This window comes from Massilia violaceinigra (genome assembly GCF_002752675.1).
In the GTDB taxonomy this organism is placed as follows: Bacteria; Pseudomonadota; Gammaproteobacteria; order Burkholderiales; family Burkholderiaceae_D; genus Telluria_A; species Telluria_A violaceinigra.
Genome location: NZ_CP024608.1, coordinates 758,895 through 780,037, shown reverse-complemented (window position 1 = coordinate 780,037; position 21,143 = coordinate 758,895). Strand labels below are relative to the sequence as shown.

Genomic DNA, 21,143 nt, shown 5'->3' with positions numbered 1-21,143 from the left:
CGCACTTTTTTGCGAGCCGATGCTACTGTCGCCCACGTTGTCGCTTGAACACGCTTTAAGGTGGCCGGGATGTCGACGTAACAGTGCCGCAAGCGTGCTGATCAAGGTAGCGCCACCTCGCCCCGCTACTTTACATACTAATAAGGAGACTAAATGAAACGCATTACTTTGAGTACATTAGCAACCGCATTGCTGCTCGCTTTCGCCAGCAGCGGCGCCGTCGCCGGGGACCATGAGACCGAGGGCTTCCACGGTTACCTGCGCGCAGGCGTCGGCTCGGCCACCAACGGCGGTTCGCAAAGCTGCTACGGCCTGGGCGGCATCACCATGTCCTACCGCCTCGGCAACGAGTGCGACAGCTTCACCGAATTCGGCTACACCCACGCCCTGGCCAAGGCCAGCAACGGCGCCACCTTCGTCGGCACCTTCTGGGTCGACGCTTACAAGAACGGCTCGGACTTCGCCGACGCCAAACTGGCCGTCTCGAAAGCCTATGTGGAAGCGAAAAACCTGCCGTTCATGAACGGCGGCATCATCTGGGCCGGTAAGCGTCACTACTACCGTCCTGATATCCACATGCTGGACATGCAGTACATCAACATGAACGGCACCGGCGGCGGCGTCGACGGCTACCCTGTCGGCCCAGGCAAGATCAGCTACGCCCTGTTCAAGGACAACGACGACAACGTCTACTCCACCGATCCGCTGACCGGCGTGCGCACCCTGCGCAGCACCAATTCCGCACTGCGCCAGAACATCGTGTACGAAGGCTTGCCGGTCAATCCGAACGGCACCCTCGACATCGCTGTCAGCCTGATCCATGCCCAGGACGACAACAACAACGTCAAGACCCACGACGGCTACCAGGTCTCGCTGTTCCACCGCCAGGCCAAGATCCTCGGCGGCGGCAACACTTTCGGCGTGCAGTACGGCGTCGGCCCCGGCACCGGCATCAATGGTCCTTGCTGCGCCCGTATCGGCCCTTCCGGCAGCACCCTGCTCGATTCGGACGTGACCCGTGTGCGCGTGTTCAACGATATCGTGATCCAGCCGACGCGCGACTTCAGCATGGAATTCGTGGCCCTGTACCAGCGCGACAAGTCGGACCTGAACGGTAGCGCCACCTGGACCACCGTCGGCGCGCGCCCTGTGTACGCCCTGGCCGAAAACTTCAAGATGCAAGCCGAGCTGGGCGTGACCCGCCTGAAAGACAAGGCCAACCCGTCCGCCCAGCGCCTGACCAAGCTGACCATCGCCCCGACCATCAGCCTGGGCCGCGACTACTACTCGCGTCCGGAACTGCGCGCCTTTGTCAGCTACGGCAAATGGAACGACGCCGCCAAGGGCGCCGTGAATGCCTTCAACAACGGCGGCCCGGTGTATGGCGACAAGACCAGCGGCACGTCGTACGGCGTCCACCTGGAAGCTTGGTGGTAACAGCAGGAAAACCCGCAGCAATGGTGCGCGGCTGACGCCGCGCACCGAGATCGACGCAGTCACACTCGCAGTCAAATCAAAAAATCGTTGGAGACGAACCAGATGAAAATCAAACAACTCAAGTTCTTCCTGGCCGCGGCCGGCCTGGCCACCCTGGCCGGCGTGGCGCAAGCCGCACCGCAAGTCGAAGTGCTGCACTACTGGACTTCCGGCGGCGAAGCCAAATCGATTGCCGAACTGAAAAAAATGATGGAAGCGAAAGGCGTGGTCTGGAAAGACTTCGCGGTCGCTGGCGGTGCCGGCGAGAACGCCACCACCGCCCTGAAAGCGCGCGTGATCGCCAGCAGCCCACCGACCGCGGCCCAGATCAAGGGCCCGGCGATCCAGGAATGGGGCAATGAAGGCGTGCTGGCCAATATCGACAGCGCGGCCACGGCCGGCAAATGGGACAGCCTGCTGCCGCCGGTCATCTCCAACGTGATGAAATACAAGGGCCATTACGTCGCTGCGCCGGTCAATGTGCACCGCGTCAACTGGCTGTGGATCAACCCTGCGGTATTGACCAAGGCCGGCGCCAAGACCCCGACCAACTTCGACGAATTCTTCGCCGCGGCCGACAAGATCAAGAAAGCCGGCCTGGTGGCGATCGCCCACGGCGGCCAGCCATGGCAGGACACGACCATCTTTGAAACGGTGGTGCTGGGCGTCGGCGGCGCCGACTTCTACAACAAGTCGCTGGTCAAGCTCGACCAGGCCAGCCTGACCGGCCCGACCATGATCAAGTCGTTCGAAACGCTGGCGAAGATCAAGACCTACATCGACAAGGATGCCGCCGGGCGCGACTGGAACCTGGCAACCGCCATGGTCATCAACGGCAAGGCCGGCATGCAGTTCATGGGCGACTGGGCCAAGGGCGAATTCACCGCCGCCGGCAAGGTTGCGGGCAAGGACTTCCTGTGCGTCGCCGCGCCGGGCACCGAGAAATCGTTCACCTTCAACATCGATTCGCTGGCCATGTTCACGGTCAAGAATCCGGAAGAGCAGAAAGCCCAGCTGACCCTGGCGTCGGCCGTGATGAGCCCGGAATTCCAGGAAGTGTTCAACCTGAACAAGGGTTCGATCCCGGCGCGCGCCAACATCGCCCGCACCAAGTTCGACAGCTGCGCCACCAAGTCGATGGATGACATGGCGGCCAGCAACAAGGGCAATGCCCTGCTGCCAAGCCTGGCGCACGGCATGGCACTCGACTCGGCCAAGGCCGGCGCGATCCAGGACGTGGTGGCCAAGTTCATGAACTCCACCATGACCCCGCAGGCAGCGGTTCAAGCCCTGGCCAAGGCAGCAAAGACGCAGTAAGCCTCTCGTAGCACCCCCGTGCGCGGCTCACGGCCGCGCGCGCACCCGTCAGCCCGGCCCGCCGCATTGGCGCCGGCCTGCATCCGTCTTTTGGAGATCTATTCATGTCCGCTTCCTCCCTGACTTCCAGTCCGGGGCCGCAGGCGCGCACGCGCGCCCCCGCGGTTCCCGGCCGCTGGGCCGCCCGCGTCGACGCCTGGATGGCGCGCCTGGTGCTGGCGCCCACCATCCTGATGTCGCTGGTGTTCGTGTACGGCTTCATCGTGCTGACCGCCTTTCTGTCGCTGACCGAATCGCGCATGATGCCGCGCTTCGAGTACGCCGGCTTCGGCCAGTACACCGCCCTGTTCGGCCTGGATCGCTGGTGGACCGCGGCGGCCAACCTGGGCATCTTCGGCGGCCTGTTCATCTTGCTGTGCCTGGCCATCGGCCTGTCGATCGCGATCTTGCTCGACCAGCGCATCCGCGCCGAGGGCGCCCTGCGCGCGATCTATCTGTACCCGATGGCGCTGTCGTTCATCGTGACCGGCGCGGCGTGGAAGTGGATTCTCAATCCCGGCCTCGGGCTGGAAAAAATGCTGCACGACTGGGGTTTCGTCAACGCCCGCCTCGACTGGCTGGTCGACTCCGAGATGTCGATCTACACGGTCGTCATCGCCGGCGTCTGGCAGTCGTCGGGTTTTGTGATGGCGCTGTTCCTGGCCGGTTTGCGCGGCGTGGATGACGCCATCATCAAGGCCGCCATGGTCGATGGCGCCAGCCTGCCCACGATCTACCTGCGCATCGTCATTCCCGCGCTACGGCCGGTGTTCTTCAGCGTGCTGCTGGTGCTGTCGCACATCGCCATCAAGAGCTTCGACCTGGTCATGGCGCTGACCGCCGGCGGACCTGGCACCTCGTCCGACGTGCCGGCCATTTTCATGTACCAGTTCTCGTTCACGCGCGGCCAGCTGGGCCTGGGCGCGGCGTCGGCCATGATGATGCTGGCCACCGTGCTGGCGGTACTGGTGCCACTCATGTACCTCGAAACCAAAGGAGCACGCCATGGGCGCTGACCAGAACCAGCTCACTCCCGGGCGGATCTTCATCTACGTGCTGCTCACACTCGTGGCGCTGTACTACCTGGCGCCGCTGTACGTGATGCTCACCACCTCGTTCAAGTCGCTCGAGCAGATCCGCACCGGTACCATCCTCGACCTGCCGCTGTCCCCGACCACCGAAGCCTGGACGCGCGCCTGGAGCGGCGCCTGCACCGGCGTGCGCTGCGAGGGCCTGGCGCCCTACTTCTGGAACTCGGTCAGCATGACGATACCGGCGGTGCTCATTTCGAGCCTGATCGGCTCCCTGAACGGCTACGTGCTGGCGCACTGGCGCTTTCGCGGCTCGAACGTGGTGTTCACGGCCCTGATGGTGGGCTGCTTCATCCCGTTCCAGGTAGTGATCCTGCCGATGGCGCGCCTGCTCGGCATGGCCGGCCTGGCCAACACCACCACCGGCCTGATCATCGTGCACATCATCTACGGGGTGGCGTTTACCACGCTGTTCTTCCGTAACTACTACGTCACCGTGCCGGAAGAACTGGTGAACGCGGCGCGCATCGACGGCGCCGGCTTTTTCACCATCTACCGCCGCGTGATCTTTCCGCTGTCGCTGCCGATCTTCATGGTCTGCTTCATCTGGCAGTTCACCCAGATCTGGAACGACTTCCTGTTCGGCGTGGTGTTCGGCGGCGCCGATGCGCAGCCGGTCACGGTGGCGCTCAATAACCTGGTTAACACCTCGACCGGCGTCACCGAATACAACGTCAACATGGCCGCCGCCATCATCGCCGCGCTGCCGACCCTGGGGCTGTACCTGGTGGCTGGCAAATACTTCGTGCGCGGGCTGACCGCGGGCGCGGTCAAGGGCTGATTTCAACTAATTCAAGGCAGGAGAACCACAACGATGGCCAGTTTATCGATTCGCAATGTGCGCAAGGTGTACCCGAACGGCGCTGAAATCTTAAAAGGCATTAACCTCGAGATCGAGGATGGCCAGTTCCTGATCCTGGTCGGCGGTTCCGGCTGCGGCAAGTCGACCTTGCTGAACATGATCGCCGGCCTGGAAACGGTGTCCGAGGGCGAGATCCTGATCGGCGACCGTGTCGTCAACGACGTGCCGCCCAAGTCGCGCGACATCGCCATGGTGTTCCAGTCGTACGCGCTGTATCCGACCATGACGGTGCGCGAGAATATCTCGTTCGGACTGGGTATCCGCAAGGTGCCCAAGGCGGAACAGGAAAAGATCGTGGCGCGCGTGGCCGAAACGCTGCAGATGACCCACCTGCTCGACCGCAAGCCCGCCTTGCTGTCGGGCGGCCAGCGCCAGCGCGTGGCCATGGGGCGTGCCATTGCGCGCGACCCGTCGCTGTTCCTGTTCGACGAACCGCTGTCGAACCTGGACGCCAAGCTGCGCGTGGAAATGCGCGCCGAGATCAAACTGATGCACCAGCGCCTGGGCACCACCATCGTCTACGTCACCCACGACCAGATCGAGGCGATGACCCTGGGCGACAAGATCGCCGTCATGCGCGACGGCGTGGTGCAGCAGTACGGCAGCCCGCAAGAGATCTACGACCGCCCGGACAACCTGTACGTGGCCGGTTTCATCGGCTCGCCGTCGATGAATTTCTTGAAAGGCAAACTGGTGCAGCACAACGGCGGCACCGCCTTCACGCTCGATGTCGACGGCGACATCGCCCTGCTGCCGCTGCCCGCCGGCGGCAAGGAATACGGTGCCTGGCACGGCCGCGAAGTCATTCTGGGCATCCGTCCCGAGCACGTGACCGACGCCCTGAGCGCGCGCCAGTCGAGCGCCCACGACGGCTACGAGCCGACCGAAGTGACCTGCCTGGTCGAGATGACCGAGCCAACCGGTCCCGATACGCTGGTATTTACCTGGGTGGGCGGCGTGCGCGCCACCTGCCGCACGCACCCGCGCGCGCACGCCTTGCCGGGTGAGCGCATCAACCTCGCCTTCGACCTGTCCAAGGCGATTCTGTTCGATCCGGCGACGGAACAACGGATGGGAGCATAAAGGAAGCATAAACGGTCCCGTTTGGGGACCTTGAGCGAACTTTAGGCGATAATAGCGGCTCGCGCCGGCACGGCGTCCAATCCGCCTGCTTTTCTGCCTATTAGTCTGCTCATTTATGCAACAACCCGCATCCACCCCACGTCAACCGGTCGCCCTCGTGACCGGCGCCGGACGCCGCATCGGCCGCGCCATCGCGCTCGGCCTGGCGCGCGCCGGCTGGGACGTGGCGCTGCACTACCGCAGCTCGGAAGCGGACGCGCGCGAGGTGGCCGACGCCGTGCGCGCGCTCGGACGGCGGGCCGCGCTGCTGCAATGCGACCTGGCCGACGAAGCCGGCGTGCGCGCCCTGGTTCCGCGCGCGGTGGCCGAACTTGGTCCCGTCGGCTGCGTCGTCAACAACGCCTCGCAATTCGACTACGACAGCGCGGCCGATTTTTCGCCGGCGCTGCTGGCGCGCCACATGCAGGCCAACGTGGCCGCGCCCATCCTGCTGGCCCAGGCCCTGCACGCGGCCACCCAAGCCGGCGAACAGGCGGTCGTCATCAACCTGCTCGACCAGAAGCTGTACAACCTCAATCCCGATTTTCTGTCGTACACCCTGTCCAAGGCCGCCCTGCACACCGCCACCAGCATGCTCGCGCAAGCGCTCGCGCCGACGGTGCGCGTGGTCGGCGTGGCGCCCGGGATCACCATGCTGTCGGGCGATCAGACCGAGGCCGGTTTCGCCCAGGCCCACCGGGCCACGCCGCTGGGACAATCGAGCACGCCCGACGACATCGTGGCCGCGGTGTGCTACCTGGCGGGCGCGCGCGCCGTCACCGGCACCACCCTGGTGGTCGACGGCGGCCAGCACCTGATGCCGCTGGAGCGCGACGTGATGTTCCTTACCAAATAAAACAACCTGAAAGACTCCCTATGCTGTCCGCCCTGTCCCACCCCAAGCTGAGCGCCTGCCGCCGCCTGTTCCTGCGCAATTACGAAGTGATGATCAACATCGGCGTGCACGACTTCGAGAAAAAGGGCGAGCAGCGCGTCCTGATCAACGTCGACCTGTACATCCCGCTGGCGCTGTCCACGCCCAAGGACGACCAGTTGCAGGAAGTGGTCGACTATGACTTCATGCGCGAAACCATCGCGCGCCGCATGGCCCAGGGCCACGTGCACCTGCAGGAGACCCTGTGCGACGACGTGGTGCGCTCGATGCTCGCGCACCCGAACGTGCGCGCGGTGCGCGTGTCGACCATGAAGCCGGACGTGTATCCGGACTGCGAAGGCGTGGGCGTGGAAGTATTCCAGATCAAGGAAGAAGCATGAGCGACGCGGCCGTGATCGAGCGCAGCGACGACAAGGTCGCCCACGAAAACCAGAAGCTGCACAAGCGCCTGTGCCGCCAGGTCGGCCAGGCCATCGGCGACTTCAACATGATCGAAGACGGCGACAAGGTGATGGTGTGCCTGTCGGGCGGCAAGGACAGCTACGCGCTGCTGGATATTTTGCTGACCTTGCGCGAACGCGCGCCGATCCACTTCGAGATCATCGCCGTCAATCTGGACCAGAAGCAGCCGAACTTCCCGGCCGATATCCTGCCGGCCTATTTGACCAAGCTGGGCGTGCCGTTCCACATCGAGAACCAGGACACCTACAGCATCGTCAAGCGCCTGATCCCCGAAGGGAAGACCACCTGCTCGCTGTGCTCGCGCCTGCGGCGCGGGATTTTGTACCGGGTGGCCGATGAACTGGGCTGTAACAAGATCGCCCTGGGCCACCACCGCGACGACATCCTCGAGACCTTCTTCCTCAATATGTTCTTCGGCGGGAAGCTCAAGGCGATGCCGGCCAAGCTGGTCTCCGACGACGGCAAGCACATGGTGATCCGCCCGATGGCCTACGTGAAGGAAGCCGATTCGGAGCGCTACGCCGAGGTCAAGCAGTTCCCGATCATCCCGTGCGACCTGTGCGGCTCGCAGGAGAACCTGCAGCGCAAGCAGATCAAGAACCTGATGCGCGAGTGGGAGAAAAAATATCCGGGCCGGGTCGAGAGCATCTTCTCGTCGCTGTCCACCGTCGTGCCGTCGCATCTGATGGACCAGGAGCTGTTCGGGTTCAAGGAGATCAAGGCCGATGGCGTGGCCAGCCCGCTGGGCGATATCGCGTTCGATGAAGAGCCGTGTTCGACGCCGACCATGGGGACGATTCCGCTGCAGCCGATGTGAGGCTGGCGGTTTTGACTGAAAAGCCCGCTGATGCGGGCTTTTTTACGTCTGCCGCAGCCAGGGGTATGATCTATTCACTATTCTATTCATTTGGGCGATTCTTCCTATGACAGGGGTGCGAACGAATCTATTCATTCAGCGCCGGTACGATAGCTAAAAATGAGCATATTGACAAAGTTAAGGCGATTGTTACTGCGCGGGCCAGCCAGTCGACGCTGTCGCGCCTGTGGCAAGCCATACCGGGGCTGGAAACGCGGCGCCGGATTGAAGTGCAGGTACGCTGTAACGATACGGGACGACGGAGTACTGCATGAGAATCATTCATTTTTCCGATGTACGCAACAGCCTGAGGGCAGTTATTGATCAGGTTGTAGAGGATGCCGATGTCACGATTATTTCACGCAGGGATGCACCTGATGCCGTGGTGATGTCCTTCGACTATTACACCAGCCTGTTGGAAACCGTGCACTTGCTTAGCTCGCCTGCTAACGCTGCGCATATAGCGAAATCCATCGAGCAAGCACGTGCTGGCAAAGCGAAGCATCGGAAGCGAACCGCGGTCTAGGGCCGGTTGCAAGGCCCTATCGTTCGTCTGGAAATCCTTACGGCGCCACCGCCGTGCGCAGAACCGGATACAGGTTCAGGCGCTCGTCATACGAGGTATGACGCTTCGCGAAAAACTCCAGGCGCGCGTCCGGGTTCTTGGCGAACGCCGGATCGCTGTCTACCTTGGCCTTGAATGCGGCCGCCAGCGCCGGATCGGCCGCCATCATCTCGCGCGCGACCTCCTCGGCCACGTAGTCTTCCATGTATTCCTTGCGCTCGAACGCGGTGTTGAACATACCCCACTGCAGCAGCGAATCGGGGGCGGCCGGCTCGAACAGGGCGACCACCAGGCGCGCCTTGGCCTGCGCCACGGGGACGAACAATGCGCCCTTCTCCAGTGCGCGCGGCTCCGCTTTCCATGCGCCCTGCAAGGTCACGCGATGGTGCGATTCGAGCGAGCCCGGTGCGAACGTCACCTTCTCGGCGCGGAAGGTCTCGACATCGGCCTTCGTCTTGGCCTGCGCCGCATCCAGGGTGCGGTAGGCGATGCCGTGCTGGCCCAGTTTGCGCGCCACCATGGCAGCATGCGCCGCCGGCACGATGTATCCGGCCTTGGGCGCGGTGGTCAAGACGTCCGGCCGGATCTCGTCGCGCAGCGGCACGGTCCAGATTTGCGGTTTGGTTTCGTCATAACGCGTCATCAAGGCGCCCGACACGTCCGACTGCGTGCGCGCGTACGCATAACCACGGAAGTCGATCATGCGCACCTTGTCGGTGGCCTTGTAGGTGAGCGGCAGTTCGGTGCCGCCCAGCCGCGCCGCGCGCGTATCGGCGTCGCGCGCCGCCGTCTGCCACGCCTTGCCATGCTGCGCCACCTGTTCGAGCACCGAGACCACCGAGTTGCGCGTGATGCGCACGCGGGTCGGATAATCCTTCCACGCATGGGTCTCGACCAGCACGGCAATCCGGTTACGCAACGGGAAGTAGCCGGTCGAAAAACGCGGGTCCGATACGCCGTCGGCAAAGCCCGACGCCGGATTGTCTTGCTCCGCGAACGACATATAGAACGGCTGCGGCAGCGAGCCCTGTTTGGCGATATCGGCCAGCACGCCGCTGCGCAGCGCCAGTCCGGTCTTGCGGAACTCCACGTCGGCCGAATGCACCGGTTCGACCTGGATCGAAATATCGTGCTCGAACTTGGCGCCGTTGGTCACGTGCAGGTCGACGTAGACCAGCGGATCCCACGCGTTCACCAGCGCCAGCATGGACTGCATTTCGATGGAGTCGGCCTTGGCGTAATCGCGGTTCAGGTTGAAGTTCTGGCCGGTGGTGCGCCAGCCCATTTCGACCGGGCCGCGCTGGTTGGGGCGGTTCCACTGCTTGAAGCGCTCGTGGCCATCGACGTTGAAGACCGGGACGAACAGCAGCACCTGCTTGTCCAGCGCACCGGGCGCGGCGCGGTTTTCCAGCACCTCGCGCAGCGCCAGGAAGCCGGCATCCTTGCCATCGATCTCGCCGGCGTGGATGCCGCCTTGGACCAGCACCACGGGGATGGCGCGCGCCGCCGCAGCTTGTGCCGTCAATGCACCGGTGCGCGTGACCACCAGCGCCTGCATCGGCCGCCCTTCCGGCGTGCGTCCGAACTCGATGCACCTGACCTGCTTCGGATACGCTTTCTGGAACGCGGAGCAAAGCGCGATGACTTCGTCGTAGCGGCCGGTTTTCTGGAACTGCGAGCGCTCGGCGACGGTGCTCAGGTCGGGGGCGGCGTGGGAGAAGGGAATGGCGGACAGCAGGGCAAGCAGCAGCGCAGAACGAATCATCGGTAAAGCTCCGGCAAAGGTGTCAATACGGGGCGCATGGTGCGCGCGAACCGGAAATTATAGTCCGCTTTGCGCGCCCCGTATCGGCAATGTCGCCGCAGTGCTTATGCCTTGAAGTACGGCCGCTCGGATATGAACAGCAGGCGCTTGACCGTCACGCGCCATTCGGCCGGCGCCTTTGGCCCGAGCAGCACCAGCGCCGCGCTGTACGCATGTGCGCGCACCGAAGGCGGGACGGCATCGATCAGGCGTTCAGCCGCGCGCGGATCCCTGCCGGCGGCAATGCTGTCGAAGAAGGCCAGCATCTGCTGCTGGTATGGTCCCGACGCCGCCAGCGTCGTTTTACGGAACGGCGCGGTATCGTAGCCGTGCTTGTGCGCCAGCGCGAGTCCGACCCAGGTGGTGGCGCTGTCGGTGCCGGCCGCGAACGGCAGCGCCATGGCGCGTTTGATCATGTCCGCATCGGCGCCGTCGGAAGCGGCGGCCAGGCGCAGCACGTGCGCCGCGCGGGTGGAATCGTCTTGCGCCATCTGGTGCGCCTCGTTCAGGCGTCCGGTCGACAGGGCGAAATAGGCGCGCAGCGGCGAGTCCGTGGACAGCGGCCCTTTCTCGATCGTCACCAGTTCCTGCAGGCGGCGCGAACCTTTCAACAGATCGCCGAGATCGGCGTCCGGCGCGAGGTAGCGCCGTACACGCGCCAGGTCCAGGCCCGCGTAATTGGTCCCGCCGGGCGTGGCGCGCACGATCTGTTCGAGATCGGGGGCCGCGGCGCTGAAGTCTTTCGAGTGCAGCTTGTCGTGCGCGGACCAGCGTGCCAGCCACACGTTCTCGGGCCAGCGTGCGCGCGCCTTGAGCATCAGGCGCTTCACGTTCGGATCATCGTTGCGGCAGCGCAGTGCGAGATAGACGGCATCGCCGTCGTCGGGCTGCGCGGCCGCTTGCGCGCCCAGTTCCGCGCACAGCACCGGCTTGCGCGCCTCGCTGGCCAGGTCCATTTCGGCGCGCCGCAGGAACACGTCGCGCGGCTCGCGCCGCAAGCGTTCCTCCAGCACGGCCGCATATTCGGGGAACGTGGCGGCATACGTGAACCAGCTTTCGCTGTATGCCAAGGTGGTAGCGTCCCAGCGCGCGTGCATCAGGCCCAGGTGTTTTTTCTGCGCCTCGTCGGGCAGCGTTCCGAGCTGGGTTTCCGGGGCTTCGTCGGCCAGGCCGTCAAGCACGCTGCGATAGCCGCCATCGCCCTTGCTGGAGATACTCTTGGGCGGTGCCGTAAAGCGGAAGTCGACATCGCTGTCGGTCCAGCGCGGCGCGCCCAGCATCTGTTCCGCTCTCGGCTTGACCTTGCCATAATTGGCCCACCAGTGCACCAGGGCCGTGGCCGACGCCACGTTGTAGACCGGATGCCCGCCGCGCGCGGCCTCGGCATCGAACGCTTCGATCAGCCGGCCGTCGCCGCTGCGCGTTTCGACATGGTGCTTGCCCAGCGCCGGCACGGTCAGTTCCCGGTTCATATGCGCCGGTACGCTCACGGTTTTGCCGTCGATGTTCACGTTCACCGGCGTACCGAGGCCGTTATACACGATGATGACCGGATCGCTGCCGAAGGCCGACACGCCGCCGCGGGTAAAGGAACCGGCGCTCAGGACCGCAAGCACGATCGACGCTGCCACCAGCAGGCGCGCGGCGCCCGGCACGAAGCCGTCGGCACGCTCGAAGCGCGCCCGCCAGCCAAGCTGCTGCTGGCGCTTGCGTTCGGCGCCCGGCAGCAGCACCGGGTACGACGGCGGCGCCTTCGATGGCGCCGGCGCGACCGACATCGCTTCGCCCCCGCGCGAGCAGCGCGCGATCATGGTTTCGGTGATCAAGAGCTCTTCAAGGGCGTCCAGACGCAGCGCGTCGAGCGCGTTGGTCAGGCTCCTGACCCAGTTCTCGGAAGCGCGCATCCATTCGTTGATGTTGTCGGAGTAGGCCAGCGGCAGGGTAAATTCGCCCAGCGCCTGGCGCCAGTCGGTATTGAGCTCCATGCGCGCGGCCAGGCGCGCGTCCAGGTGCACCGCTCCTGCTTCCTTGTAGATCTGCTCTATGACGTAATGCAGTTCGTTGGCCTGGCCGACCACGCGCGACACGCCTTCGTCGGTCACGCGGCGCACCGCCGTGACCACCGCCGCCGCGTTAATGAGCATGCCTTGCGCATCCTTCAGGTCAGCCAGGCGGTGTTCGGCGTAATGCACCATCGCCAGCAAGCCGTCGAGATAGGCTTCCCAGCCGCCACCGAGCTGGCGCGCCATGTTCTGGTGCCAGCTGCGGCACATCCAGTCGTGCCGCTGAAGGCGCGCGTTGACGGCATCGATTTCTCCGCACACCCGCGCCAGCGCCGCCGGCAGCTGCTTCTTGCTGAATTCTTCGCCGCGCAGGCGCACCACCCCGCCCGGCGCCGTCAGCACGCCGGCGATCAGCGCGTCGAGCTGGGCGCGTTCATCCTGCAGGTTGCGCAGCAGATGCACGTCGGCCGTCAGCGAGGTTGGGTACAGCGTTGCCAACGCTTCCGGCGCCGCCGGGTAGTGGCCTTCGCGCAGCTGCGCCAGCGACTCCGCATGGCGGGTCAGCGGGCGCGCGAAATACACGCCGCAGTAGCGGCGGTTGTACTGTTCGCGCTTGAACGGACGGGCCAGCAGCTTGAGCGACTCTTCCAGTTCGATCGGCGTGGACTCGCCCTCGCCCAGCAGGCTCCGGGTCATCTGCTCGCGCAGCGCGGACGGCTGCTCGAAGATCGACCAGGCGCTGGCCGGGTCGATCGGGGCGGTCACGTAAATGCGCTTGGCGTTCGCTTCGCGTTCGTGATTGAGCGGGTGCGAGAGCCACATCTTGGACGGCTGGGCCAGTTCGGCCTTGAACACGCGGTGCTGGTCCTTGCCCTGCTCGGGCAGCGGCGGCACGTCGGCATAGGTGCGGTCGTTGAGTATGTTGCTCATCCGCTGCAGCATGTGGGTCTGTACCGCGAAGGCGTCGCGCGTGGCGCGGCCGGCGGCATGTTCGTCGGTGATGAAGGCCAGCGCACGCTCCCACGCGTCGTCCGCGCCACGGGTGCGGTGCAGCGCGTGGATCAGGGCGTCGCTGCCGGTGAGCGACACGGCCACCAGGTCGGCCTGCATTTCCATCTCGCGCGACAGGGCGCGCTGCATCATCACCACGACCCGGAACAGGCTGTCGATCAGCGAACGGATCGACCAGATGATCACCTGCAGCACACCCACCGCCATGGTCAGGCGCAAATCGATCCTGCCCACGCCGACCAGGAACTCGTCGAACTTGTCGCGCCGCGTGACCATGTGGCCGGCGATCTGCTGGGCCACGTAGACCCAGCGCCCCACCGCCATCGAACGCTGCGCGAAATGGCCGAATTCGTGCGCCAGCACGGCGCGCAGTTCGCCGCGCGAGAGCGTGTTCACCAGCGGCAGGCCGATTTCAAGATTCTTCTTGGACGGGAAAATCAGGTTGAACAGCGACAGGTCGTAGAACACGGCGGCATTCACCCTGGCCGACAGGAATACCTTGTGCGGACGCGGCGCGCCGGCGGCATCGGCCAGCTCGAACAGATAGGCGAACAGGCGCGGCTGGTCACTGGCGGTCACTTCGTGCAAGTCCTCGAACTTGGAGTTGCGCACCGAGAAGATCGCCTTGAGCATCAGCACGCCAATAAACAGCGAACAGGCGGCCATGATGTAGGCGAAAACGCCAAGGTCGCCACCTGCCCCTTCGACGAATACCTGCCAGGGGGTGTACAGGAACCAGCCGGCCAGGCCGCAGTACAGCGCCACGAACAGCAGCAGGCCGGCGACCGCGATGCGCGCGCTGTTTTTATAGGCGCGGCTCGGAGCGGTCAGGCGGGCTGCCAGTTCCGGGGACGGGGCGTTGGTCGGGGCGTTGATGGCGGTCTCCTGGCGTTGAGGAAGGTGCAAAGATGCAAAACGTTCAATTTTAAGGGACAAACGCTGGAGTGTTTTACCTAAACGCAATATATATGCACAAAAAGCAACGCCAAGCGTGCACGGCCTTGCGGATTACTTTGTTAATCTGACTACATTGCCGGCGACCGCCGGCGTACACAGGGAAACACGCGATGACGACCGAATTGATGATCCTGGGATGGACCCTGGTGCTGACGCTGGTGCAGATCATGGTGACCGGGGCGTTCCGGACCAAGGAAACCGGGACCGAATACAACATGGGGCCGCGCGACGGCGGGGCGCCGCCGCCGCGGCCCGTGACGGCGCGCCTGCAGCGGGCGCAGGCCAATCTGTTCGAGACGCTGCCGCTGTTCGCGGCGGCCGTGCTCATTGCGCATGTGGGCGGGCGCGAGGGCGACCTGACCTTGTGGGGCGCCTGGGCTTATCTGATCGCGCGCGTGGTGTACGTGCCGCTGTACGCGGCCGGCATTCCGGTGGTGCGCTCGATTGTGTGGATGGTGTCGCTGGCGGGACTGGGGATGATTCTGGCGGCGATTTTACTTCCGTAGGGCCCCTGTGTCGCCAGCCTCCGGCTTTACACCAGATCCATCGTGTACTCAAGTTCGTAGTAATGCTTGCTGTCGACGATATCGAGCTTGAATTTTCCCTGGATGCCGGCCAGCCCCTCGGTCCCCGACCCGGGCACGATGCTGATCGACAGATGGCTGGCGCCGGCATGCATGGTGCCGGCGTGCTGCAGCGCGAAGCTGCCGCTCATGCCATCGAGCGTGCCGGTCACGTGTTCGATGGCCACGTAGCCTGCCGAACCTGCGGCGGGATTGCCGGCCGAGAGCATCTCGCCCTGCCCGATGCCGATCAAATCGCCGCTGTAGTATTTATCGATCAGCATGCGCCCGAGCGAGACGCGGCCCGCGCCCTCTCCCGATGGCGGTGCCTGCATGGTGATCTCGAAGGTTCCCTTGGCGGTGATGAACATGGTGGTCTGGCCTCGTCAATTGCGAAGCCCCCATGATACCCCGGATAAAAAATGGCCCGCTGCAAGGCGGGCCATTCATCTTACGCGACCCGGTCTTACGCGACGCGATGAATCTGGATCACTCCGTCCGGTGAAGCCGGCTTGCCGAAGGCCGCCAGCAGCACGGCTTCCTTCTCCTTGGCTGCCTTCAGGTGACGCTCCTTCACGTGCCCGTACCCGCGAATATCTTCAGGGATGCTGGCAATGGCCACCGCTTGCGACAGGGTCTCCGCGTTCAGCTTCGGCAGCAGGCCGCCGACCGTGTTGCGGTACTCGGTAATCAGCGCGCGCTCCATCTTGCGCTCCGCCGTGTAGCCGAAGATATCGAGCGCGCCGCCACGCAGGCCCTTCATCTTGGCCATCAGGCCGAACGCCTTCATCATCCACGGACCGAATTCCTGCTTGATCAGCTGGCCCTTGGAGTCGTGCTTGGCGAACAGCGGCGGCGCCAGGTGGAACTTGAGCTTGATGTCGCCCTCGAACATGCCCGCGATCTTTTCCTGGAACGCGCCGTTGGTGTACAGGCGTGCGACTTCATACTCGTCCTTGTACGCCATCAGCTTGTAGTAGTAGCGCGCGACCGCTTCGGCCAGGCGCGTGCCCTTGCCCAGCTTCGCTTCCTCGGCGCGCACCTGGTCGACGAAGGTCTTGTACTGGTTGGCGTAGGCGGCATCCTGGTAAGCGGTCAGCAGTTCCACGCGCCTGTTGATGATCTCGTCCAGGCTTTGGGTGCGCTTGAATTCGATCACCTTGGCCGGCGTGGTCATCTTCACCAGCGACTGCAAGTCGTGCGCCGCCGTGCGGCCCCACGTAAAGGCGCTCTTGTTAAAGCCCACCGATACGTTGTTCAATTCAATGGCCGTCATGATCGACGCTTCGGTCAAGGGCACCTGGCCTTTTTGCCACGCGTAGCCGAGCATGAACATATTGGTGGCGATCGAGTCGCCCATCAGCGCGGTGGCGATCTGGCCGGCGTCGACAAAGTCCACGCGCTCGGTGCCGCACGCCTTGACGATTTCGGCCTGCGACGACGCGCCAGGGAACTGCCAGTCCGGGTTCTTGACGAATGCCGCCGTCGAGGAACCGGTCGAATTGATCGCCGCGTAAGTGCGGCCTTCGCCCATGCGCGACAGGGCGTCGCGGCTGGCCGTGACGATCAGGTCGCAGCCGATTACCAGGTCGGCGCTGCCGGTGCCCACGCGGGTCGAATGCAAATCGGCCTGCTTGTCGGCCAGGCGCACGTGCGACATCACCGGGCCGCCCTTCTGGGCCAGTCCGCTCATGTCGAGCACAATGGCGCCCTTGCCTTCGACGTGGGCCGCCATCGCCAGGATCTGGCCGACGGTGACCACGCCGGTGCCACCGATCCCGGTGATCAGGATGCCGTACGGCGCGGCAGTGCCTTTCAGCACAGGCGTCGGCAGCTGCGGCGGGGCCGCTTCGCCGGTGGCGGCTTTTTTAGGCTTTTTGAGCGAACCACCTTCGACCGTGACAAAACTCGGGCAGAAGCCCGTCACGCACGAGAAATCCTTGTTGCACGACGACTGGTTGATCTGGCGCTTGCGGCCCAGTTCCGTTTCCAGCGGTTCGACCGACAGGCAGTTCGACTGCACCGAGCAGTCGCCGCAGCCTTCGCACACAGCCTCGTTGATGACGGCGCGCTTGGCCGGATCCGGATACTCGTTGCGCTTGCGGCGGCGGCGCTTTTCGGACGCACAGGTCTGGTCATAGATCATGGCCGACACGCCCGGCTTGTCGCGCAGTTCGCGCTGCACGTCCATCAATTCGCTGCGGTGACGCACGGTCACGCCTTCGGCCCACTTGTAGTCGGACGGGTATTTTTCCGGTTCGTCGGTGACGACGATGATCGGGCCCACGCCTTCGGCCGCGATCTGGCGGCTGATCATGCCCGGGTCGAGCGGACCGTCGAATTCCTGGCCGCCGGTCATGGCCACCGCGTCGTTGAACAGGATTTTATAGGTGATATTGACCTTGGCCGCCACCGCCGCGCGGATCGCCAGGATCCCCGAGTGGAAGTAGGTGCCGTCGCCAAGGTTGGTGAAGACGTGCTTCTCGTTGGTGAACGGCGCCTGGCCGACCCAGGTCACGCCTTCGGCACCCATGTGGGTGAAGGTCGACGTTTCGCGGTCCATCCACAGCACCATGTAGTGGCAGCCGATGCCGGCCAGCGCGCGCGAGCCTTCGGGCACCTTGGTCGACGAGTTGTGCGGGCAGCCGGAGCAGAAATACGGGGTGCGATCGGTGTCGGGATTGGGTTTCAGGCCCGCGCTCTTGAGCACCAGCTCTTTCGCTTCGAGGTAGGCGATGCGTTCCTTGACGCGCTGCTCGACCGGATGGCCGGCGCAGTAGTGCGAAATGCGGCTGGCGATCGCGCGCGCGATCTGGGCCGGGTTGAGCTCATAGGTGGCCGGCAGCAGCCAGTCGCCGTGGCCGGTGCCGCCCTTGTTCGACCATTCGCCGGTATCGTCGAATTTGCCGACCACACGCGGACGCTGGCCGTCCGGCAGGTTGTACAGTTCTTCCTTGAGCGCGTATTCGAGAATCTGGCGCTTCTCTTCGACCACCAGGATTTCGTCGAGGCCCTTGGCGAATTCGTGCACGCCTTCCGCTTCGAGCGGCCAGGTCATGCCGATCTTATACAGGCGGATGCCGATGTCGCTGGCGGCCTGCTCGTCGATGCCCAGATCGGCCAGCGCCTGGCGCGTGTCCAGATACGATTTGCCGGCGGTGATGATGCCGATCTTCGGTTTCGGGCTGTCCCAGATGATTTTATTGAGCTTGTTGGCGCGCGCGTAAGCCAGCGCGGCGTACCACTTGAAGCTGTTCATCCGCACTTCCATATCGAGCACGGTGTCGGGCCAGCGGATATTCAGGCCACCCTCGGGCAGCACGAAGTCGGTCGGCAGTTCGATCTGGACGCGGTCCGGGTCGAAGTCGACCACGGCGCCGGACTCGATGATGTCGGTGACGCACTTCATCGATACCCACAGGCCGGTGTAGCGGCTCATGGCCCAGGCGTGCAGGCCGTAGTCGATGTATTCCTGCACCGAGGCCGGGTACAGCACCGGAATGCCGCAGGCGTTCAGGATATGGTCCGACTGGTGCGCGGTGGACGACGATTTGGCCGCGTGATCGTCGCCGGCCAGTACCAGCACGCCGCCATGCTTGGCGCTGCCGGCATTGTTGGCGTGCTTGAAGACGTCGCCGCAGCGGTCCACACCGGGGCCTTTGCCGTACCACATCGAGAACACGCCGTCGTACTTGGCGTCCTTGAACAAGTTCGTTTGCTGGGTACCCCAGACCGCGGTGGCGGCCAGGTCTTCGTTCATCCCGGGATGGAACTTGACGTGGTGGGCGTCGAGGTGCTTCTTGGCCTTCACCGCGGTCATGTCGACCGAGGTCACGGGCGAGCCGCGGTAGCCGGTGATGTAGCCGGCGGTGTTCAGGCCGGCCTTGAGGTCGCGTTCGCGCTGCATCATCGGCAGGCGGATCAGCGCCTGGGTGCCGGTCATGAAGGCGCGGCCGCGCTCCAGCGTCCATTTGTCGTCGAGCGAAATCTCGTGCGACGGCTCAGCGTCGAGGTGAGCCCGGTCTAGCGGTGCGTTCATTGTCTTTGTCTCCGTATGTTCTTGTGCGTCGCTGCGCCGGGCTTAAGCCGCGGTCGTGTCCTGCAGCACGCCGCGCTTGATCTGGTCGAGTTCAATCGACTCGAACAGCGCGCGGAAATTGCCTTCGCCGAAACCCTGGTCGCCCTTGCGCTGGATGATCTCGAAGAAGATCGGGCCGATCACCGTCTGCGTGAAAATCTGCAGCAGCAGTTCGCGCTCGGTCTCGTTGCTGTGGCCATCGATCAGGATGCGCAGGCGGCGCAGTTCCTCGAGGTTCTCGCCGTGGCCCGGCAGGCGGCGGTTGATCAGCTCATAGTAGGTTTCGATCGTGTCCTGGAACACGATGCCGCTGTTGCGCATGCCCTGAACCGACGTATAGATATGATCGGTGCCCAGCGCGATGTGCTGGATGCCTTCGCCGTGGTACTGGTCGAGGTATTCGGCGATCTGCGATTTGTCGTCCGACGATTCATTGATCGGAATACGGATCTTGCCGCACGGGGAAGTCATGGCTTTCGACTTCAGGCCGGTCAATTTGCCTTCGATATCGAAGTAGCGCACTTCGCGGAAGTTGAACAGGTTCTCGTAGAACTCGGCCCATTCCTTCATGCGGCCGCGGTGCACGTTGTGGGTCAGGTGGTCGATGTAGGTCAGGCCGTTGCCGATCGGGTTGGCGATGGCGCCCGGGATGGCGACGAAGTCGACGTCATAGATGCTGATGTCGCCGATGGTGCCTGGCGCCGAACCGGCGTTGGCGCCCTTGCCGCGCCAGCGGTCGACGAAATACAGGAGCGAATCGCCCACGCCCTTGATGGCGGGGATGTTCAGCTCCATCGGGCCGGTCTTGTTGTCGAAACCCCAGGCGCCCAGTTCGAGCGCGCGGCGATAGGCCATGGCGGCGTCGTCGACGCGGATCGCGATGGCGCACACGGACGGGCCGTGGGTGCGCGCGAAGCGCTGCGCGAACGAGTCTTTTTCGGCGTTGATGATGAAGTTGATGTCGCCCTGGCGGTACAAGGTCACATCCTTGTGGCGGTGGCGCGCGATGGCGGTGAAGCCCATCTGCTCGAACAGGGCGCCGAGCGCTTTCGGATCTGGCGCCGCGTACTCCACGAACTCGAATCCATCGGTCCCCATCGGGTTTTCCCAAGGCGTAAATTGCATGACAGTCTCCTATTTTAGTAGGGCACAGTATAGTCCTGCGACACCAGCATTAAATTTCAAACACTGCCCCACGCACGACGATTTGAGCAATAATATTGCGTTGAAATGCGGCTTTCGGAGAAAATATGCCAAAAATTGTGCTCGATAAAACAGATCGGAAGATTCTGGCGATTCTGCAGGCGGACGGGCGCCTGTCGAACCAGGACGTGGCCGACCGGGTCAGCCTGTCGCCGTCGCCCTGCCTGCGGCGCATCAAGCGGCTGGAGGAAGCGGGCGTGATCCGCCAGTACGTGGCGCTGCTCGACCCGGCCCAGATCGGCCTCGGTTTGCTGGCGTATGTGAACGTGCGGCTGGAAAAGCACAGCGAGGCATCCAGCAACGCGGCCGGGGCGCGCCGCGCCACCAGTTCGCCGCATGCGGACTTCGCGCTGTCGGTCGAGCACTGGCCGGAAGTGGTGGCCTGCTATGCGATGACGGGGGAGATGGATTACCTGCTGCGCGTTCACGTGGAAGACATGGATCACTTCTCGCGCTTCATGATGCAGACCCTGCTCAGCCACCCGGCGGTGGCCGACGTGAAGTCGAGCTTCGCGCTGCAGCGGATCAAGGATACGACCGCGCTGCCGCTGGTATAACGCCGCCATTGGCAAAGGTCGTCATTTGCGTCCGATGACATTCACCCGCGACGACACATGTTTGTGTCAGGCAGGTGTTCACCAACCATCATGTCATTGCTAAAATTCATTGGGACTTTGAACACATGTTGTACGGTGGGATGTTCGTCCTGCAGAGCTGGTCAAAGTTTTGGCTTTCCTCATTGACCGAATCAGGCAGACCCTATCCCGCAAGGCGATGACGGCCAGAAGTGCGCTACACTGGTTTTAGGATCAAACCAAAATGAGGCGGCATATGACAAA

At 63.9% G+C, this 21,143-nt stretch carries 16 protein-coding genes; 11 read left to right on the top strand and 5 right to left on the bottom strand.

The features are described 5' to 3' along the window. Positions 1–153 precede the first annotated feature (153 nt). From CR152_RS03640 to CR152_RS03600, 9 genes are all read left to right on the top strand, one after another. On the top strand, positions 154–1,437 hold the full coding sequence (locus CR152_RS03640) for a maltoporin (protein WP_099873728.1): 1,284 nt from the start codon (positions 154–156) through the stop codon (positions 1,435–1,437). A gap of 102 nt (positions 1,438–1,539) precedes the next feature. Continuing rightward, entirely contained in the window at positions 1,540–2,793 is a 1,254-nt protein-coding gene (locus CR152_RS03635; RefSeq protein WP_099881964.1) for an ABC transporter substrate-binding protein, read from the top strand. Positions 2,794–2,993: 200 nt separating this feature from the next. Then, a complete protein-coding gene (locus CR152_RS03630) occupies positions 2,994–3,848 on the top strand; it encodes a carbohydrate ABC transporter permease (protein WP_229413767.1) in 855 nt (284 codons plus the stop codon). Continuing rightward, complete coding sequence (locus CR152_RS03625; RefSeq protein WP_099873726.1) at positions 3,838–4,704, top strand: carbohydrate ABC transporter permease; 867 nt, start codon at positions 3,838–3,840, stop codon at positions 4,702–4,704. Before CR152_RS03630 ends, CR152_RS03625 begins: the two co-directional genes overlap by 11 nt. A 33-nt stretch (positions 4,705–4,737) precedes the next feature. Beyond that, positions 4,738–5,868: an ABC transporter ATP-binding protein gene (locus CR152_RS03620; RefSeq protein ID WP_099873725.1), complete on the top strand. Its 1,131-nt coding sequence runs from the start codon at positions 4,738–4,740 to the stop codon at positions 5,866–5,868. A gap of 115 nt (positions 5,869–5,983) precedes the next feature. Continuing rightward, entirely contained in the window at positions 5,984–6,763 is a 780-nt protein-coding gene (locus CR152_RS03615; protein WP_099873724.1) for an SDR family oxidoreductase, read from the top strand. A gap of 20 nt (positions 6,764–6,783) precedes the next feature. Continuing rightward, positions 6,784–7,182: a dihydroneopterin aldolase gene (locus CR152_RS03610; protein WP_099873723.1), complete on the top strand. Its 399-nt coding sequence runs from the start codon at positions 6,784–6,786 to the stop codon at positions 7,180–7,182. Next, positions 7,179–8,081: a tRNA 2-thiocytidine(32) synthetase TtcA gene (ttcA, locus tag CR152_RS03605; RefSeq protein ID WP_099873722.1), complete on the top strand. Its 903-nt coding sequence runs from the start codon at positions 7,179–7,181 to the stop codon at positions 8,079–8,081. Before CR152_RS03610 ends, ttcA begins: the two co-directional genes overlap by 4 nt. A 310-nt stretch (positions 8,082–8,391) precedes the next feature. Next, positions 8,392–8,646: a type II toxin-antitoxin system Phd/YefM family antitoxin gene (locus tag CR152_RS03600; RefSeq protein WP_099873721.1), complete on the top strand. Its 255-nt coding sequence runs from the start codon at positions 8,392–8,394 to the stop codon at positions 8,644–8,646. Between the two features lie 37 nt (positions 8,647–8,683). Here CR152_RS03600 and CR152_RS03595 read toward each other — a convergent pair whose 3' ends face one another. Continuing rightward, positions 8,684–10,450 (bottom strand): M14 family zinc carboxypeptidase, encoded by a 1,767-nt coding sequence (locus CR152_RS03595; RefSeq protein ID WP_099873720.1) that lies wholly within the window; start codon positions 10,448–10,450, stop codon positions 8,684–8,686. Positions 10,451–10,554: 104 nt separating this feature from the next. After that, a complete protein-coding gene (locus CR152_RS03590) occupies positions 10,555–14,409 on the bottom strand; it encodes a M48 family metallopeptidase (protein WP_208640062.1) in 3,855 nt (1,284 codons plus the stop codon). 161 nt (positions 14,410–14,570) lie between these two features. Here CR152_RS03590 and CR152_RS03585 point away from each other — a divergent pair, with 161 nt between their 5' ends. Continuing rightward, on the top strand, positions 14,571–14,966 hold the full coding sequence (locus tag CR152_RS03585) for an MAPEG family protein (RefSeq protein ID WP_099873719.1): 396 nt from the start codon (positions 14,571–14,573) through the stop codon (positions 14,964–14,966). Between the two features lie 26 nt (positions 14,967–14,992). Here CR152_RS03585 and CR152_RS03580 read toward each other — a convergent pair whose 3' ends face one another. From CR152_RS03580 to hppD, 3 genes are all read right to left on the bottom strand, one after another. After that, positions 14,993–15,394, bottom strand: coding sequence for a DUF3224 domain-containing protein (locus CR152_RS03580; RefSeq protein ID WP_099873718.1), 402 nt, complete (start codon positions 15,392–15,394; stop codon positions 14,993–14,995). Positions 15,395–15,489: 95 nt separating this feature from the next. Beyond that, positions 15,490–19,062, bottom strand: a complete 3,573-nt coding sequence (locus CR152_RS03575; protein WP_099873717.1) for an indolepyruvate ferredoxin oxidoreductase family protein — start codon at positions 19,060–19,062, stop codon at positions 15,490–15,492. Between the two features lie 42 nt (positions 19,063–19,104). Next, positions 19,105–20,226: a 4-hydroxyphenylpyruvate dioxygenase gene (gene hppD / locus CR152_RS03570; RefSeq protein ID WP_099873716.1), complete on the bottom strand. Its 1,122-nt coding sequence runs from the start codon at positions 20,224–20,226 to the stop codon at positions 19,105–19,107. Between the two features lie 125 nt (positions 20,227–20,351). Here hppD and CR152_RS03565 point away from each other — a divergent pair, with 125 nt between their 5' ends. Then, positions 20,352–20,861 (top strand): Lrp/AsnC family transcriptional regulator, encoded by a 510-nt coding sequence (locus CR152_RS03565; protein WP_099873715.1) that lies wholly within the window; start codon positions 20,352–20,354, stop codon positions 20,859–20,861. The last annotated feature ends 282 nt before the right edge of the window (positions 20,862–21,143 follow it).